Raw genomic sequence first — 18147 nt, 5'->3', positions numbered from 1 at the left:
TCAATCCAGCACTCGTGTTTTGATTTTCTCCTCTATTGAGATCTCCGTGAGTTCTTCGATGAAAACCATCTTTGGAGGTTCTATTCCGTTGAAACGGGTGTTGTACTCAACCGTGTAAGCCCCCGCGTTTATGAAGCACACAAGGTCGTTCAGAGTGATGCTCTTTGGAAGAAAGATTCTGTCGTATATCACATCCACGCTGTCACAAGTGGGACCCGCCAGATGGTACTCTTCGAGCTCTTCTCTTTCTTTTCCGAGGACTCTGATTTCGTACTCGAAGTTTTGGATAGTTTCTGCGAGCCCGTGAAATACTCCCGCGTCGATGTAAACCCATTTTTCACCTGATCTTTCGCTCTTCAAAAGCACTTTTGTGACAAGCCAGCCTGCTTCTCCGACCATGTACCTTCCGGGCTCGGCTATCACTTTCAAATTGTGGACAAACCAGAGGTTTTCGTCTATCGCCTCTTCGATTGCCTTTCCTATTTCTTCCATACTTGGAATTGGCTTTGTGTGCTGAACAGGAAAGCCTCCACCAACGTTCAAGAGGAAAAGATTCAAACCGGATCTCATGGCTTTTTTGAACACTCTCCCCGCGATCTCTATCGCCTTTTTCCAGCTTTCAGGATTCAAATTCTGAGATCCCACGTGAAAACTCAATCCCGCGGGGATCAGTTTCATCTTCGAAGCATAGGAGAGAAGCTGAAGAGCATGCTCTGGATTGGTTCCAAACTTTCTGGAAAGGGGCCAGTCTGCGTCTGCACCATCCGTTTCCACTCTCACAAAAACGAAGCTTCCAGGAGCATTTATAGCGACTTTTTCCACTTCCATCTCACTATCCACTGCAAAGAGCCTTATACCGTTTTTGTACGCGAACGCGATGTCTTCCTCTCTTTTTATGGTGTTACCAAAACTCATTCTCTTCCCATCCACACCAAGTGCGAGGAGCTTTTCTATCTCCCCCTTGGAAGCCACATCGAAATTACTCCCCAACCTGGCAAGAAGGGATATAATACGCGGGTGGGAGTTTGCCTTCACAGCGTAGTAAATATCCGCTTTTTTGAGAGCAGCTTTCATCTCCAGATATTTCTTTTCCACGACCGACAGATCGAAAAGAAGAAAAGGCGTTTTCACTACTTCAAGGGCTCTTCTAATCCAGTATTCCATCATGGACTCCTCCTCAACGGGATATGGTTATGCATATAAAGAATAGGTAAAAAACTCTTTCATAGAAAGACCCATTAAGTTAAATAAATATGTCTTTAGGATAAAACTAAGATTTCAAAACACCGTAAACCCCTTCTGATGAAGAATACAGAGATTTTGACAAAGCCGTATCCGGGGTGTACACTTAGGAGGTGCCGCCTTGAGCGGAAAGATTTTTAAGAAGGAGTGATTTTTTCATGAGAGGTACGGTTAAGTGGTTTGACTCCAAGAAAGGCTACGGTTTTATCACCATGGAGAACGGAGAGGACATCTTCGTTCACTGGTCAGCGATCCAGATGGACGGTTTCAAGACCCTCAGGGAAAACGAAACAGTCGAGTTCGAAGTCCAGAAAGGTACCAAAGGACCTCAGGCTGTCAATGTGAGACCTGTTAGATAATAGAGGTCGAAACCGAATCCAGGCCCCGGTGTTCATCACCGGGGCTTTTTTTGATATATTAGAAGTCGGACCAAAAAAAATCAGGAGGTGCTTCGAATTGGTCAGAGTCAGGTTCGCCCCGAGTCCAACAGGCCATCTCCACGTAGGTGGAGCCAGAACCGCTCTGTTCAACTGGATGTTCGCAAGAAAAGAGGGTGGAAAGTTTATCCTTCGAATAGAAGACACCGATACTGAGAGAAGCTCAAGAGAATACGAACAGCAGATCCTGGAATCTTTGAGGTGGTGCGGTCTCGATTGGGACGAAGGGCCTGACATAGGTGGAGATTTCGGACCCTATCGACAGAGCGAAAGACTCGAGATCTACCGAGAATACGCTGAGAAACTGGTGGAAGATAAGAGGGCTTATTACGTGGTTTACGATAAGGAAGATCCCTCTAAAGAGCTCTTCACAACTTACGAGTATCCCCACGAATACAAGGAGAAAGGGCATCCCGTTACCATAAAATTCAAAGTTCTTCCCGGAAAGACTTCCTTCGAGGATCTTCTGAAAGGCTACATGGAATTCGATAACTCCACCTTAGAAGATTTCATCATCATGAAGTCGAACGGATTTCCCACCTATAATTTTGCGGTCGTGGTGGACGATCATCTCATGAGAATCTCCCATGTGTTTCGCGGTGAAGATCACCTTTCTAACACCCCAAAACAGCTCATGATATACGAGGCTTTCGGATGGGAAGCACCCGTCTTCATGCACATTCCACTCATCCTTGGATCGGACAGAACGCCTTTGAGTAAAAGACATGGCGCCACTTCCGTTGAACACTTCAGAAGGGAGGGCATTTTGAGCAGGGCTTTGATGAACTATCTTGCACTTCTCGGATGGAGAGTGGAAGGAGACGAAATCTTCACTATAGAAGAGAAACTTCAGTCATTCGATCCAAAAGATATTTCGAACAAGGGAGTCATATTCGATTACCAGAAACTCGAATGGGTGAACGGAAAGCACATGAGAAGAATCGATCTCGAAGACCTGAAGAGGGAATTCATCGAATGGGCAAAGTACGCGGGAAAAGAAATCCCCTCCGTGGATGAAAGATACTTCTCAGAGACCCTCCGTATATGTCGGGAAAAGGTGAACACACTCTCTCAGCTGTACGACATCATGTATCCGTTCATGAACGACGATTACGAATACGAAAAGGACTATGTAGAGAAATTTTTGAAGAGAGAAGAAGCCGAAAGGGTGCTTGAAGAAGCAAAAAAAGCCTTCAAAGATCTCAACAGCTGGAATATGGAAGAGATAGAAAAAACATTGAGAGATCTTTCTGAAAAGGGTCTGGCATCGAAAAAGGTGGTCTTTCAGCTCATAAGAGGAGCGGTTACTGGAAAGCTGGTAACACCCGGTCTTTTTGAAACCATAGAGGTGCTGGGAAAAGAAAGAACACTGAAAAGACTTGAAAGAACTTTACAGTTCTTAAAGAAAACCTAAAAAAATCACGCTTTATAGTTGAGGGTGACAAAATGAGGCTTGCCTTCTTTGGAGATGTTCATGGAAATTTCGAAGCGTTGAAGGCCGTTCTGGAGGACATGGAGAACAAAGGTGTCGATGAAGTGTTCTGCCTTGGAGATTTGGTCGGCTATGGACCCGATCCTGAAGCTGTTGTACAGACAATCATGGAAAAAAACATCAAAACGATTATGGGAAACTACGACGATGCCGTTGGCTATTCCAAAGAGAGCTGTGGTTGTTCCTACGCGCCCGGAAGGGAAACAGAGGTTGGAGACATCTCCCTCAAGTGGTCGATCGAAAACACTTCTGAGAAAACCAGAGAATTTTTGAGAAATCTTCCCAAAAAGCTGAGTTTCGAAGTTGAAGGAGTCAGATTCTTGCTCGTTCATGGAAGTCCTCTAAACGAACTCCTCGAGTACGTGAAGCCCAACACTCCTCCAGACAGGCTGAAGAAGATCGTGGAATCGGTCGAAGAGAATGTTGTTGTGAACGGACACACTCACCTTCCCATGGTGAAATGGGTTATGGGAAAGCTCGTTTTGAACCCAGGAAGCGCCGGAAGACCGAAAGACGGGGACCCGAGAGCGTCTTACATGATCGTTGATGTTGAAAACGGTACGGTCAGCTTTGAAATAGTGCGTGTCAGGTACGATGTGAAGACAACCGTAGAAAAGATCGCAAGAAACGGCCTCCCAGTTGAACTTGCGACCGTTCTGGCACTCGGACAAACGTTCGACATGGGACCGGGAAAGGTCACTTTCACCCTCGGCCGATGAAGGCACAGCATCCTTTGAACTCACCCGTCCCGCCGACGGGCTTTGTGATGACATCCACGAGATCTTTCAACTCGCTTTGAAGCTTCTTTCTGTATTCCCCCCTCGGTTGCATACAGCCGAGGATTACTCTTTTGAACAGTTTTCTTGCCTTCTCGAAGAGTTTCACAACCTCCTGGAGATCCGGTGGGAAAGATTTTCCAAACTTCGTTCCGGGAGTTGGAATGAACACGTTCAAAACAACGGTGTCTGTCTCCTGAGACAGGATCTCGAGCGCTTTTTCTTCGTGGGTGATCTTTCCACCCGTTATTCCTACCGTGATGTGAAACACCACGTTCTCATAAAAGTGAGCGATATCTAAAATTTCCTGTGGAGTCAATGCGAGTCCGTAGATGCTTTTCAAAACGGTTTCATCACCGAAGAAATCCATAGAAACGACGTCAGCCAGCTCCTTTGCAACCTTGGACTTTTGAAACCCCACGTGAAAGTTGTAAAGAAGACCGTGGGATTCTTTCAGCTCCTTCAAACGTTCGTAATACTTTTCAAACGGAATGGAACCATCTGGAAGCATTCCGCCGCTTATCAGAAAGTTTCTGTAGCCTTTCTTCACAAAGGCTGGAATTTCATCCACGGAGATCATGTGTTTCAAATAGTGCGCTCCACAGTGAGGGCAGTTGAGCGAACAAAACGTGCCGGTCACGCTCACGGGAATCGTGTGAGATGGATCCACCGTCACGAGTGAAACCTCCTTAACAGAATCTCACAATATGTTAGCACATTAGAGTTAAAATCTCTGAAGGGGGTGATATCATGAGAAAGTTCCTGGTGATCCTTCTGGCTTTATTGATAACCGCTCTGCTTCTTGGTGCAAGGCTCACCATCCTTCACGTCAACGACACACACGGTCACGCTTGGGCATTCGATGAGTATCGTAATCCCGGAATTGGGGGCCTTGCAGCCATCGCAACGATCGTAGAAGAGGTGAAAAGGGAAGTCGAGAGTCAGGGTGGGTACGTGATCTTTCTCCATGCGGGAGACCTGAACACCGGTGTTCCAGAGTCCGATCTTCAAGATGCCATACCAGACATTGTTGGATTCAACATGATAGGACTCAAAGCCATGGCCGTTGGAAACCACGAGTTCGACAATCCAAGGGAAGTACTCGAAAAACAGATGAAATTCGCAGATTTTCCGTTCCTTTCAGCGAACATAGTAAAAGAAGATGGTGAACCGTTCTTCAATCCATACATCGTCGAAGATCTCGGTGAGCTGAAAATCGCCATCATCGGCTTCACCACAGAAGAAACGGAGATCCTGGAACCCCTCTACCTCGAAGGTCTGAAGTTCGAAAACGCCCTGAAAGTGGCCCAGAAAATAGCACCCGAATTGAAAAAACAGGCAGATGTTGTGATCGCTCTTGCGCACCTTGACTGGGGAGAGCCGAAGAAGGAAGACATCACCACGACACACCAGCTGGCAGGAGTTGAGGGAATAGACGTTGTGATAGCAGGGCACAGCCACGTGCTTGGATCTGACGTTGTGGACGGAAAGATAATAGCTTCGGCCGGAGAATATGGAAAGTACGTTGGAAGACTCGATCTGGACATCGAAGACGGAAAGATCGTGGCGTGGCACTGGGAAGCGATACCCGTTAATTTGAAGGTGTACGAAAACGAAAAGTACAGGTACCTCGGGAAGCCGTACCTCGAAAACAGATACGTCGCAAAGGCTCTTGAATACTTCAAGAAAGTGGGAAATGAAAAACTCGATACCGTCATAGGAGAGACGAAGATCTACCTCGATGGTGAAAGAGAACACGTCAGATCGAAAAGCACGAATCTTGCCAACCTCATAGTGGACGCCATGAGATGGAAAGTGGGGGCGGATATCGCTTTCACAAACGGTGGAGGTATCAGAGCCTCTATAAAACCTGGAAAGATCACTGTGAGAGATATACTGACGGTTCTTCCGTTTGGAAACACTCTCTACGTACTGGAACTCACCGGTGAACAGATCATGAAAGTGCTCGAGTACGCCGCTACCATTCCGGAAGGTAAAGGTGCGTTCCTCCAGGTTTCCGGCCTCACTTGGAAGAGCAAAGACGGAAAAGTCGTAGAGGTTCTCGTGAACGGAGAGCCGCTCGATCCAGAGAAAAAGTACAAAGTGGTCACAAACAACTACATGGCAGGTGGTGGAGACGGTTATGTCATGTTCAAAGAGTGGGACGGATACGACACGGGATACCTCATGTCAGACGCCGTCATTGAGTACATCCAGAATGTTCTGAACGGGAAAATAGAAGAGTACGACGATTCGCAGAGGTACGTGAGAGAGTAACTGGAACAGTTCGAAGAGTTCAGGTTGAGGCGGGGCAATCCCGCCTCTTTGGTTTTTGATATTAAAAATTAACTTGAAAATTATTGATATTTACTAATTAACTTTTATGCATACAAACCAGGTTAGTTCCAATCATTCACAAAGTGGGTGATGCGTGTATCTGGCACTGGAAGAACGATACAGAGTATGCAATTACCGGTAACGAAAAATTTTATGCGGGTTTGTGGTACCGGAAGCTATGCGTTAAAAAGGGAATAATGGATGATATGAAGAGACAATATGAAGAGAATTTGTGGTAATCGATGACGTGTAAGTGCTTTTAATTAGAGAAGTTAACAGTTAACTTCTAACACACTGAGGAATACCTTCTTTCATCTATTTGTGAAACATGGAACTAATCGATTTTTACCAAAAACATCCCAAAATGCCCTGACGTAGGTTGATATAATTTATCATCTGTTTTTTGCTTGTGTTCTTTTCTTGTTTGACTATGCAATTATTCCATTTTTCCAAACAGTACTTGAAGGTGCTCTCTTGTGTGTTAGAATGGTTTATGGAAAGGGAGGATATGGAAGGTCAAAAAACATCTTGCTTTCAGAGTGTGTTTGTGGTATAATTTCTCTTGAACTCAACGGGTTTCAATAATTCCTTAGAGGTATGGAAACATTTCATCCTCCTGCATCCATGTGCTGTAGTAGACCACGTTTCAATAATTCCTTAGAGGTATGGAAACCCAACCAATCGCCTACGGCAGCCGGATGCGTGGCGGGTTTCAATAATTCCTTAGAGGTATGGAAACTGCGCCTCGATACTCGAAACCTCAACACGTTTTCGTGTTTCAATAATTCCTTAGAGGTATGGAAACATCCTCCTTACTTTGGCCGACACCGTTCGTCCGTTTGTTTCAATAATTCCTTAGAGGTATGGAAACTTTTGAGAAATAGAACATATTATTTTGCGTTGGAGTATGGTTTCAATAATTCCTTAGAGGTATGGAAACCTTCAAGCCATACTAATATTGCGTATTCTCTTCTCAGTTTCAATAATTCCTTAGAGGTATGGAAACAAAAGCCTACGAAGGGCTTCGAGTACCACCAGCTTTTGTTTCAATAATTCCTTAGAGGTATGGAAACGGGCTGAAAAATTTCCCATTTCGTTTTATCACCTCCTGTTTCAATAATTCCTTAGAGGTATGGAAACCAAGGGGAGGATGATACTGAATGGATAGGGGAACTCAGTTTCAATAGTTCCTTAGAGGTATGGAAACACCATTCATCCATTACAACCTCTTTGCCTCTAATTTGTTTCAATAGTTCCTTAGAGGTATGGAAACAATATGACTCCAACAGGGCCGTCAAACTTGATGGCCTGTTTCAATAGTTCCTTAGAGGTATGGAAACTTATGATATGTGAAAAAAATCTCGTACGTTCGCAAAGTTTCAATAGTTCCTTAGAGGTATGGAAACTCTAAAAACGCCTTCGCTTCTTCTTCTAATTTCTCTTGTTTCAATAGTTCCTTAGAGGTATGGAAACAGCACTTTTACGTCCGGATTTGTGAACACGACTTCCTGTTTCAATAATTCCTTAGAGGTATGGAAACTGATGTCTTCCCATTGTTTCGTGTTGTCAAACACCTGTTTCAATACTTCCTTAGAGGTATGGAAACTAAAGCATACGCTCCAAAACGTGAACAAATTCTCTCAGTTTCAATAATTCCTTAGAGGTATGGAAACAGTTGGACGACGATCTTGTATTCATAAATGTTGTTGTTTCAATACTTCCTTAGAGGTATGGAAACTAAGACATTCTTTCGCTAAGAAAATCTAATAGTTTGTTTCAATACTTCCTTAGATGTACGAAAAAAAATAACCCCCACATGAGTGGGGGGATGTTTTTGTTATAGACTCTCATATCAAAAGATCACGTAAGTTCCCTTCTTTTTCACGAACTCTACGAACCTTCTGTAAGTTGGATGGACAGAGAGCGTGCTCGAATCTCCCGTTGCTATCAGTTTTCTTTTCGCCCGTGTGAGTGAGACGTTGAGTCTTCTCAGATCTTCGAGGAACCCTATTTCACCGTTTTTGTTCGAACGCACAAATGAGATGATGATGACCTCTTTTTCCCTTCCCTGAAAACCATCCACACTGTGTACTTCTACTTTCGCTTCGATCAACTCTCTTATGAGATTCACCTGATCATCGTAGGGAGTGATGATCCCGATCCAATCCTCCTTCACCCCCATGGAGAGAAGCTTTTCCACAACCTCTTTCACGATCTGTGCTTCTAATGGATTCTCTCTCGAGGGAGAGTCTTTCCTTTGCCTTTCAAATCTGTCAGATCTGTTCTTTGTGTCTATGAAGACCAGAACGTTTTTTGGGGAGAGAACAACATCCCAGAACTTTCCAAAGTTCGGTATCTCCACTCCAAGGTCGAAGAGCGTTATGTTTCTGACTTTCTCGGCCGCTTTCAGTTTTCCGTCGTAAAATTCTTCACTCGGAAACTCCATCAAAAGTTCGTTCATTCTGTACTGGGTATCGAGAAGAGAAGACTTCTCGGGATATCGAGTTATGAGTTCTTCAAACAGTGTTCTCGAAAGATCCTTCGCGTCTTCTGAGAGTATCGTGGGTGGAAGCTGTTTGTGATCCCCAGCGAGGACGAACTTTTTGCCTTTCGATATGGGAATGAGGATGCTTGGGATAGTTGCCTGAGAGGCCTCGTCAACAACTACCACATCGAAGACTATTCCCGATATTATTTCCAGAGCTGCGGACGAATTGGTTGAAAGCACAACCTGCGCTTCCCGTACTATCCTGCTCGCTATTATTTCCTCTTTGCGTTCTATGAGGTCCCTGATATCTTGAATCTGGCTGTTTAACTTTATCCACTCTGCCATCTCCTTTATCTTTTCCTTGGAAGCTCCCCTGGCACTCCAGTTCTTCTCCGCGTACTCCAGGATCTTCTTGTCGCTGAGCCCTCTTCTCCACTGCGGTGAAGGTTTTGTGAAACTGTCCCTTTTTTCGATCAACTTTGCGAGTTCTTCCTTCATCTTCTTTACCTTCTCGTACTCACTGCTTGTTTCGATTTGATGTGCGAGTGTGGACTCCTTCAGATGAGAGGACACGCGCGAAGGATGGCCAATTCTCACCAGAGACACTTTCCCCCAGAGCCTCTCCACGAGGTTGTCCACAGCAAGGTTACTCTCCGCTGTGACCAGAATTTTCTTTCCACGTGCTACTTCCTGTCTTATGTACTCCACGAGTGTTCTGGTCTTTCCCGTGCCGAAGGGGCCGTGTATGAGAAAGAAATCAGAACTTCCGAGGGCAAGGGAAACCGCTTCCCTCTGACTCTCGTTCAATCCTTCATCGAAGGGAGTGAACTCTTCTTCAAACGACTCTTCTGGCTTCCTCTTTCCAAGTAGAAACTCAAGAGCTTTTTTCCCTTCCGAAGAAAGCGTCATCAGGTTCTCTATTTGTCTTCTGAACGTGATGTCGCTCGCAAAGAGGTCTATCCTCACATTTTTGAGCTTCCACGATGGAAGCCTATCGACCGCTACCGTGATGAAACGCTCTCCTTTCTCCACAACCGTTCCCGTGTAATCACTCTTGAGGGGGTTTCCTTTGCTTATGAGAACAAGATCACCCACACCGATTTCTGTGTCTATCTTCTTTCTTCTTCCAAACCTCACAAGGAAATATCCAAGTTCTTCTCCTATAAATTTTCCTGTGAGACCCAGAACGGTACGACCCTTTTTCTCTCTTTCCTCCCCCGAGAGCCGCTTCATCTCATCGAGCATTGCGTTTATTTCCGCGTTCCTTTCGAGCTCTACGAGCCTCACAAGCTTCTTTATGAACTGCTGAACCGTCATTGATCTTTCACCCTCATTCTCGGACCATCCTGGATGAATTTTCCTCTGAAAACTTCTTCCTTCAGCATCAGGTGACTGTCAAGGTCATGAAACTCAAAAGCTCCCGTTCCAAGCGCAAAATGAACACTCTGATTTATTCCGAGCGAGGACTCTCCCATGCATCCGATCATGAGCTTCAAACCTGACGATTCTGCTATTTTCACTATGGCAAGAGCGTCGGAAATTCCCGACTTCATGAGTTTTATGTTCACGTAATCAACCGCTTCTTCCTTCACAAGCCTCATCACATCGAACTTCGTCCTCGCGGATTCGTCCGCCGCGACGGGAAACGGAGAGTGGAACCTCACGAACTTCAAGCCTTCTATGTCTTCCCTCCTCACAGGTTGTTCGTACACAGCGATGTCTATTCCTTTTTGATATACTGCTCTCGCGAACTCCACCGCCTCCTTCTGGGTGTATCCCATGTTCGCGTCAACTATGTACTTCGCTCCACGGGTGACTTTCGCTATCTCTTCCACGGCTTCGATGTCTTCCTTCAAATTCTCTCCAACTTTTATCTTGATCACTCTGAAACCCTCTTCGAATATCTTCTTTGCCTCCTTCACACGGTTTTCGACGGTGTCTATCCCAACTGTTTTGTCCGTTTCTATCTCATCTCTTTTTCCTCCAAGGAGATAACAGACCTGTGTTCCAAGTTCTTGAGAGAGAGCGTCCAGTGTGGCAAATTGAACGGCTGCTTTCAAACTCGGAAACCCGAAGAGCCTGTCTGTGATCTCGAAGATCCTGGCATAGTTTCGCACATCGATGCCTGTGATCATCTCCCTCACAGCGTTTTCTATTGCAAGAAGTGCTTCCACCCTTTCACCGTTCACTCTGAAGGAGGGAGACGCTTCTCCGTACCCTTTGACACCACTTTCCAAAACGATTTCAACCTCGACATTTCTGCTTTCGGAAGATACGCTTCCAGTTATGTGAAACGGCTTTTCGTATTCGTATCTCTTGAGAGAAAGCTTCACGTTCACGATCCTCGACATCTCTCACACCTCCTCGAAACTAATAACTTCTATGGTACTTTCGAACGGCAGACGTTTCTCTTCGCTTTCCGCCTCTCCAACCTGGTTGTCTGTGGGATCGCTTCTCACAAAACGAGTTTTCGGATCGAAGTCTTTCATGAAGCCGTCGTTTGCCACCATTCTGAAGCCGTCCAGGTTTCCAAAGTAGAAGCTTCTGAAAGATTCATTATCTCTCCTCGCACCGCCAAAGGAAAGATCCGCAGGAAGCCACCCATAGGGCTCCACGTAGAAAAGTGCCCAGTCGTGAGGAGAACCGAAGATCGGATTTATGTACCATCCAGACTGCCATCTTGCGGGGACACCTGCGATCCTGCACATCGTTATGAAGAGAAGTGCCTGAAAACCACAGTCGCCTTTCAGGTTGTTCACCACAAAATCCGTTATGTTCTCGTACAGGGCATACGGTTTCACGTAGAAGTACCTCACGTTGAGTGTGATCCAGTCGTATATCCTTTTCGCTTTGAGGTACGGGTTTACCTCGCTACCCACCACCGTTTGTGTTAACCACCTGAGTTTCGGAGTAAAAACGATGTGTGGAGGCTCTTCTTTCAGGAACTCTTCAAATCCCACAACTTTCTCTGAAACTCTTTCAGGATCGACGTGGTTCACCCACTCTCTAACAATGTACTCGAATTCCACGAAAAAAGTGCTGTCTTCGCCTTCGAAGTAGATGGTCCTCTGTGGAACATCGTTCGGAGAAATGTAGTAACTTTTGTGACTTGTTCTCAGAAGTTTCACACTTTCGATCTGAAGGCCTTCCTTGGGAAACGGAAGCCATACGCGGTGCTTGGAGGATGTTTCCTTCAGTTTCAAAGTTATTCTCGCTCTTATTCTGTATCTTTTCGGATCCTCACCCTTTATGAGACGCTCCAGCCGTTCGTGGAGAATTCTTCGGGCTTTTTCACTTCTTTCATCTTTTCTGAGTCTTTCTCTGTACTCCGATCTGACGAAGGCGAGGTTGTGGAAGAAACGCCTTTCGAATCGTTTCTCACCCTCCACGACGATGTAGTCGAGTACTCCTTCGTTCATGAGATATTGGAACTCTCCCTCTGAGAAACCCTCGAACATCTCCCTCATCTTTTCCATCGCTTCTTTTTCGGTGAAAGGATAATCCTCGAGGAGTCTTTCGATCCTCTCTTTTTCGTAGATGAGTCTTTCACGCTGAAGCAAAGGGAGGTCCTTTTTCAGAAAGTCATCGATCAGCTTCAAAGCGACTGAAAAGTTCCCCAGCATTTCTTCTCTGAGCACTTCCTCTGGTAAACTGTAGATGAGAAACTCCATGTTGATACCTCCTTCAGAAAGGGAGTGACAGACGTGTTCATAGAATTATCTTATCCTATAGAAGAGAGAATGTTGACCTATCCGGACAACCCGCCAGACTATTTTGAGCCGAAAAGCAGAATAGAACAGGGAGACGCCGCCAACACGATGATGATTCATCATTTCTCGCACACGGGTACACACGTGGACGCCCCCTACCATTTTTGTGAAGAGGGCTGGACATTGGATCAGATACCTCTTGAATACTTCATTTTTGAAAAACCCCTGCTCGTGGACAGGGAGAAGAAACCAATGGAACTCTTCACCATCGAAGATATCGAAGAACTGGATCTGAATGGTGTGGATCTTCTCATGTTCAGATCGGGTTTTGCGAAGTTGAGAAGAACAGATCCTGCAACCTACAGGTACATGTTCCCCGGCATTTCAAAAGAGTTGGCTCGTTTTCTGAGGGAATCTGTCCCCTCTCTCAAAGCGGTCATGCTCGATTTTCTCAGTGCCGATCCCATCGTGTTGGGTGAAAAAGAAAACTACCCCGCGCACAGATGGCTTTTGTCGAAGAAATTCAGCAGCAAAAGACCTATCATCATATTCGAAGATGTGAATTTAGAACCCGTCGCTGGAAAGAAGATAAAACGTGTGATCGCTCTTCCTTTGAGATTCAAGGGGCTGGACGGTGGACCCGTCAGCGTTCTGGCAGAGGTGGAATGATTTGAACAAAAACCCCGCCGTCCGGCGGGGTATCTTCACACTTCCAGTCTCAGAAGGTCCCTCAGATGCTTTTTCTCCTCATCGATGATCGCCTGAACGGGTTCTTTCTCCGGTACGTAGCTCAATATTTCGCTGTAAAAGACTATGGAATCTTTTTCCACTTCGATGGCCCTTCTCACAGCCTCTCTCAGATCATCAGGGGGAGTTTCTTCGAGTTTGGGAAAGATAGAGATCTCTGCGAGAGCTTCGAGATAACCGAGCACCTCATCGGATGGGTTAAGATCCTGCTCGTATTTTTCGAGGATCTCCTTGAACTTTCTGGAGTGGTCCCTCTCTTGTTCCGCCAGTCGTTCAAAGAGTGCCTTCGTTTCCCCCTCCGTTTTCTCCGTGAGATTCTTGTAGTAAGAGTAACCGGTTGATTCGATCCTCAAAGCTATATTCAGAAGATCCCTTGGGCCTATCATTCTACCGCCTCCTCCACCGGCAGAGCTGGAGTAACCTTGCTTATAGCTCCAAATCTACAGACTTCGATACAGCTACCACACCTGACACACTCCGCCTGATCTATCACGTGAGGCTGTCTCACCTGACCGCTTATACACTGAACCGGACAGACCCTCGCACACGCGGTACATCCAACACATTTTTCAGGATCAATCACGTAGCTGATCAACGCTTTACACTTCTTGGATGGACACCTCTTCTCTTTGACATGCGCCAGATACTCGTCTCTGAAGTATCTGAGTGTGGAAAGAACAGGATTCGGTGCGGTTTGACCAAGTCCACAGAGGGAAGTGTCCTTTACCACATGCGCCAGCTTTTCGAGCTCTTCTATGTCCTCCTCTGTTCCCTCTCCGGAAGTGATCTTCTCCAGGATTTCGAGCATCTTCTTCGTTCCTTCTCTACAGGGCGTACATTTTCCACAGGATTCTTCCACGGTGAACTCGAGGAAGAACCTTGCGACGTCAACCATACAGTCGTCTTCGTCCATCACTATCATTCCACCAGAACCCATGATTGCACCGAGTTTCTGGAGGGATTCGAAATCAACAGGTGTGTCTACGTACTCAGCGGGGATACACCCTCCGCTCGGTCCCCCAGTCTGGATGGCTTTCAGCTTTTTGTCTCCGGCTATTCCTCCTCCAATCTCGTATATGAGCTCTCTGAGTGTGATTCCCATGGGAACTTCCACAAGACCTGTGTTCTTCACTTTACCGGCGAGAGCGAATACTTTCGTTCCCGGAGAGTTCTCCGTCCCGTATTTTCTGAACTCTTTCGCACCGTTTCTGATGATCCAGGGTACGTTCGCAAGTGTTTCAACGTTGTTGATCACTGTGGGGTATCCCCAGAGTCCCTTCTCAACGGGATAGGGAGGCTTCACCTTCGGTTGGCCTCTCTCACCCTCTATGGAGGCCATCAAAGCGGTTTCCTCACCACAAACGAACGCACCCGCACCGATTCTGATCTCTATATCGAAGGAAAAATCCGTTCCCATTATGTTTCCTCCAAGGAAACCGTACTCTCTTGCCTGATTCAGCGCTATGTTGAGCCTTTCAATGGCGAGAGGATACTCCGCCCTGACATAAACGAACCCCTTCTGAGCACCTATCGCGTAGGCGGCTATTGCCATCCCCTCTATGACGGCGTGTGGATCTCCTTCAAGAACCGATCTGTCCATGAAAGCACCCGGGTCTCCTTCGTCCGCGTTACAGACAACGAATTTCTTCTCGGCCTTTTGCCTTGCCGCGAGTTCCCACTTGAGCCCTGTTGGAAAACCCGCTCCTCCTCTTCCTCTGAGTCCGCTGTCCTTTATCTCCTTTATCACGTCTTCCGGTTTCATCTGAAGAGCCTTCGCAAGGGCAAAATATCCGTCTCTTGCGATGTACTCCTCTATCTTCGTGGGATCTATGACACCGAGATTCCTTGTGACGATCCTAACCTGTTTCTTGAAGAAAGGCACTTCCTCATGAACTCTTGGAACAGGTTTTCCTTCGGAAGCCTTGTAAAGGTACTTCTCCACGATCCTTCCCTTCAAAATGTGTTCTTCGACGATCTCTCTTGCTGCGTCTGGTGTGAGTTTCTGGTAAAACACACTTTCCGGGTAGATCACGGCAATCGGTCCCAATGTACACGCTCCCATACAACCGGTCTCTATCACCCTGACAACTTCATCGAGGCCGTACTTTCTCAATTCTTCTTCGAAGGCATCTTTGACACTCTTTTCGCCGGCGGAAATACACGCTCCACCTGCACAGATAAGGATCGTGTTCGTTGTGAGCGGCACTCTCCTTCACCTCCAGAGTCAGGCTTCTCCTCTTTTGACCACCAGATCTTCGACGACCCTTCCTTCGAGTATGTGCATCTTCACGATTCTCTTTGCGTTTTCCGGAGTGACCCTTCCGTATATGACTGGCTCCTGACCTTCGAGCCTCACTTCAACGGTGGGTTCCACCTCGCAGAGTCCCATACAACCCGACTGAACAACCGCTATATCGTTTATGTTGTATTCATTGAGGGCTTCAACGATCGCCTTCAGAGTCTCTTTGGCACCCGCCGCTATTCCACACGTACCCATCGCAACAGTTATCTTCCCCCTTTTACCTGTTTCGCCCCTCAGCTGGAGATCCTTCAGAGCCTGTTCCTTTATCTTCATGAGTTCTTCCAGACTCTTCACCTTGGCCATCCTCATCCCTCCCGCTTGTACTTACTGATGATCTGAGGCACCATATCGGGAGTTACTCTGCCGTAAAAATCGTCTTCATCCACCATGACAACCGGTGCCATACTGCACGCCCCGAGGCATCTCACACCGTGAACGGAGAACATACCATCGCTGGTGGGTTCATCCGGATTCACCTTGAGTTCTTCGAGGAATCTTTCGAAGATTCTGTCCGCACCCTTCACGTAACACGCGGTACCGAGACAAACCTTGATCTGATGTTTACCCTTTGGCTTTGTGGAGAAGAAGTTGTAGAAGGTGACCACTCCATAAACCTTCGAGAGAGGAACGTCGAGTTTGTCTGAGATGTACTCGAGAACATCCGCGGGAAGATATCCGAAGAGTTCCTGGGCCTTGTGAAGCACCTGTATGAGTGCATCCTTCTTTCCCTCGTACCCATTTTCTTCTATGAAATTCTCCAGCTCTTTGAAGAGTTCCTCCTTCGACTTGACCAAAACCGCCACCTCCTGATCAGAATTTATCGGGAATTTTTTCACAATTTTTATCTGATATTTTTTTCACATTCACCATAGTCGATTATAACACCTCTCACTGTCATATGATGAAAAGAAAAGAAACAGTCACAAAGTGTTGCATGTAGTGATAGAATCAAATGGGGATTAATTCTTGAAATCGTTTGAAATCTGGAGGTGACAATATGTTTGAAAACGAAATCCTCTTCGACAACGGTCAGCACAAATTCATGTTTCTGGGATGGGAAGAGAAAGAAGAAGAGATCGTTCAGACGAACCAGTATTTGATCCTCGATGGAAACGAAGGGATTCTCCTGGACCCGGGCGGAGCACACGTCTTTCCCAGGGTGATGTCCAACGTAGCGGAAGTGGTTGATCTTTCCAGCATAAGACATATATTCTACACGCATCAGGATCCCGATGTCACATCCGGGATTTTGCTCTGGCTTTCGATATGTGAGAACGCGAAGATATACATATCCTCTCTCTGGGTGAGGTTTCTCCCACACTTTGGAATCTACGATCAGAAAAGGATCGTTCCGATCTCTGACAAAGGAACAAAGATAAAACTCCTGAGTGGTAACGAGCTCGAGATACTCCCGGCGCATTTCCTTCATTCTACTGGGAATTTCGTTCTCTACGATCCGGTGGCAAAGATCCTTTTCTCAGGAGATATAGGCGCCGCGGTGTTCGAAAAAGGAAAGAGGTACAGGTACGTCGATGATTTCGAAAGACATCTTCCGCTTATGGAGGCCTTCCACAAAAGGTACATGTCTTCCAATACGGCCTGCAAGAAATGGGTGGATATGGTTTCAAAGAGAAAGATAGATATGATCGCACCTCAGCACGGCGCTGTGTTCAGAGGAGAGTCTGTGAAGAAATTCCTCGAGTGGTTCAGAAATCTCAAATGCGGTGTTGATCTGATAGACAATCTCTATTCTTTGTGAGGTGATTCTATGAGAGAAAGAGAAATCGTGGATAAACTCACTTCTGCGTTCTTTGCAGAGAACACGATCATATCCTTCACAAGCCAGCTGGACGAAGCACTGACCAGAAAGCTGAGAAGAATGCAGCGCAGAATAGAGGAAGTTAAAGAAAGGTTTGTGAATCTCAACAGACTGTTTCAGGAACTGGTGGGAGATTTTCAAGCGAAAAGTGATCAGCTCGTCTCTGTCATCCAAGACATGGAAAAGATCAGTGAAAACATCATGGAGGAGTTGAAAAAATCCGGAACAAATGTAGATCAGATCGTCGAAAGGGTGAAAGAAGCTTCATCCCAGATAGGAGAGACCCTTGAAAACATAAGATCGATCGAAAAGTTGATTCAGAACATTATGAGAATCGCCAGGGAAACCAACATCCTCGCCTTAAACGCCACCATAGAGGCTGCGAGGGCCGGAGAAGCGGGAAAAGGCTTCATGATCGTAGCAAACGAGGTTCAGAATCTATCAAACGAAACAAATGAAGTGACAAAGCAGATCGTCGAGAAGGCCAGAGAAATCCTCGAATCTTCACAAAGATCCCTTGAAAACCTCGAGTTCATGGCGAATCTGTTTGAAACAGTTGGTAAAACCCTCCAGAATATGGTTCGTTTTATGGAAAACAACGTAAAGCTCCTTCAGGAGGTCAGAAACTCCCTCGATACCTCGAAGGAGTCACTCTCAGAAAAGAGTGCGGAAATCGACAGTGCAACGAAGGTTCTGGAAGAGACTGCAGGAGGATTCACGACCATAAACAGAGTTATCAACTCAGTGATCACCGCTCAGAGAAAACTGAAGGATCTAAAGATTTAATTTATTGTTTA

The 18147-nt window shown here is 46.1% G+C and carries 16 protein-coding genes and 1 CRISPR repeat array; of the genes, 7 read left to right on the top strand and 9 right to left on the bottom strand.

What is annotated here, in order from left to right:
- Entirely contained in the window at window positions 1–1167 is a 1167-nt protein-coding gene (locus TPET_RS04720; protein WP_004082424.1) for a type III PLP-dependent enzyme, read from the bottom strand.
- Window positions 1168–1400: 233 nt separating this feature from the next.
- Here TPET_RS04720 and TPET_RS04715 point away from each other — a divergent pair, with 233 nt between their 5' ends.
- From TPET_RS04715 to TPET_RS04705, 3 genes are all read left to right on the top strand, one after another.
- Entirely contained in the window at window positions 1401–1601 is a 201-nt protein-coding gene (locus TPET_RS04715) for a cold shock domain-containing protein (protein ID WP_004082425.1), read from the top strand.
- 97 nt (window positions 1602–1698) lie between these two features.
- Window positions 1699–3093 (top strand): glutamate--tRNA ligase, encoded by a 1395-nt coding sequence (gene gltX, locus TPET_RS04710; RefSeq protein ID WP_004082426.1) that lies wholly within the window; start codon window positions 1699–1701, stop codon window positions 3091–3093.
- 32 nt (window positions 3094–3125) lie between these two features.
- Window positions 3126–3890, top strand: coding sequence for a metallophosphoesterase family protein (locus TPET_RS04705; protein WP_004082427.1), 765 nt, complete (start codon window positions 3126–3128; stop codon window positions 3888–3890).
- Here the strand turns inward: TPET_RS04705 and TPET_RS04700 are convergent.
- Complete coding sequence (locus tag TPET_RS04700) at window positions 3874–4623, bottom strand: radical SAM protein (RefSeq protein ID WP_011943490.1); 750 nt, start codon at window positions 4621–4623, stop codon at window positions 3874–3876. The genes TPET_RS04705 and TPET_RS04700 overlap by 17 nt on opposite strands.
- Window positions 4624–4697: 74 nt before the next feature.
- Here TPET_RS04700 and TPET_RS04695 point away from each other — a divergent pair, with 74 nt between their 5' ends.
- On the top strand, window positions 4698–6224 hold the full coding sequence (locus TPET_RS04695; RefSeq protein ID WP_011943489.1) for a bifunctional UDP-sugar hydrolase/5'-nucleotidase: 1527 nt from the start codon (window positions 4698–4700) through the stop codon (window positions 6222–6224).
- Window positions 6225–6859: 635 nt separating this feature from the next.
- A CRISPR array of direct repeats spans window positions 6860–8087; the repeat unit is 30 nt; unit sequence GTTTCAATAATTCCTTAGAGGTATGGAAAC.
- Window positions 8088–8136: 49 nt separating this feature from the next.
- Here the strand turns inward: TPET_RS04695 and TPET_RS04690 are convergent.
- From TPET_RS04690 to TPET_RS04680, 3 genes are read right to left on the bottom strand one after another with little or no spacing between them, the layout of a single operon-like run.
- On the bottom strand, window positions 8137–10089 hold the full coding sequence (locus TPET_RS04690; protein ID WP_011943488.1) for an IGHMBP2 family helicase: 1953 nt from the start codon (window positions 10087–10089) through the stop codon (window positions 8137–8139).
- Window positions 10086–11123 (bottom strand): L-Ala-D/L-Glu epimerase, encoded by a 1038-nt coding sequence (locus TPET_RS04685; RefSeq protein WP_011943487.1) that lies wholly within the window; start codon window positions 11121–11123, stop codon window positions 10086–10088. Before TPET_RS04685 ends, TPET_RS04690 begins: the two co-directional genes overlap by 4 nt.
- A 3-nt stretch (window positions 11124–11126) precedes the next feature.
- Window positions 11127–12443, bottom strand: coding sequence for a transglutaminase-like domain-containing protein (locus TPET_RS04680; RefSeq protein ID WP_011943486.1), 1317 nt, complete (start codon window positions 12441–12443; stop codon window positions 11127–11129).
- 33 nt (window positions 12444–12476) lie between these two features.
- Between TPET_RS04680 and TPET_RS04675 the strand changes: the two genes are divergently transcribed.
- A complete protein-coding gene (locus tag TPET_RS04675) occupies window positions 12477–13151 on the top strand; it encodes a cyclase family protein (protein ID WP_011943485.1) in 675 nt (224 codons plus the stop codon).
- 35 nt (window positions 13152–13186) lie between these two features.
- On the opposite strand, the gene TPET_RS04670 is transcribed toward TPET_RS04675, so the two are convergent.
- From TPET_RS04670 to TPET_RS04655, 4 genes are read right to left on the bottom strand one after another with little or no spacing between them, the layout of a single operon-like run.
- Window positions 13187–13615, bottom strand: coding sequence for a ferritin-like domain-containing protein (locus TPET_RS04670; RefSeq protein WP_011943484.1), 429 nt, complete (start codon window positions 13613–13615; stop codon window positions 13187–13189).
- Window positions 13612–15435, bottom strand: a complete 1824-nt coding sequence (gene nuoF, locus TPET_RS04665) for an NADH-quinone oxidoreductase subunit NuoF (RefSeq protein WP_004082447.1) — start codon at window positions 15433–15435, stop codon at window positions 13612–13614. Before nuoF ends, TPET_RS04670 begins: the two co-directional genes overlap by 4 nt.
- Before the next feature lie 18 nt (window positions 15436–15453).
- Window positions 15454–15834, bottom strand: coding sequence for a (2Fe-2S) ferredoxin domain-containing protein (locus TPET_RS04660; protein ID WP_004082448.1), 381 nt, complete (start codon window positions 15832–15834; stop codon window positions 15454–15456).
- Window positions 15835–15836: 2 nt separating this feature from the next.
- Window positions 15837–16325: an NADH-quinone oxidoreductase subunit NuoE family protein gene (locus TPET_RS04655; protein ID WP_004082449.1), complete on the bottom strand. Its 489-nt coding sequence runs from the start codon at window positions 16323–16325 to the stop codon at window positions 15837–15839.
- A 203-nt stretch (window positions 16326–16528) separates the two neighbouring features.
- On the opposite strand from TPET_RS04655, the gene TPET_RS04650 reads away from it, so the two are divergent.
- Window positions 16529–17290 carry an oxygen-binding di-iron domain-containing protein gene (locus tag TPET_RS04650; protein WP_011943483.1) on the top strand — a complete coding sequence of 254 codons (762 nt, stop codon included), beginning with the start codon at window positions 16529–16531 and terminating at the stop codon, window positions 17288–17290.
- Window positions 17291–17299: 9 nt separating this feature from the next.
- Window positions 17300–18136: a methyl-accepting chemotaxis protein gene (locus TPET_RS04645; protein ID WP_004082453.1), complete on the top strand. Its 837-nt coding sequence runs from the start codon at window positions 17300–17302 to the stop codon at window positions 18134–18136.
- Window positions 18137–18147 lie beyond the last annotated feature (11 nt).

This window comes from Thermotoga petrophila RKU-1 (genome assembly GCF_000016785.1).
Classification (GTDB): Bacteria; Thermotogota; Thermotogae; order Thermotogales; family Thermotogaceae; genus Thermotoga; species Thermotoga petrophila.
The sequence above is the reverse complement of the archived record's forward strand: the minus strand, read 5'-3'. Positions and strand labels throughout refer to the sequence as shown.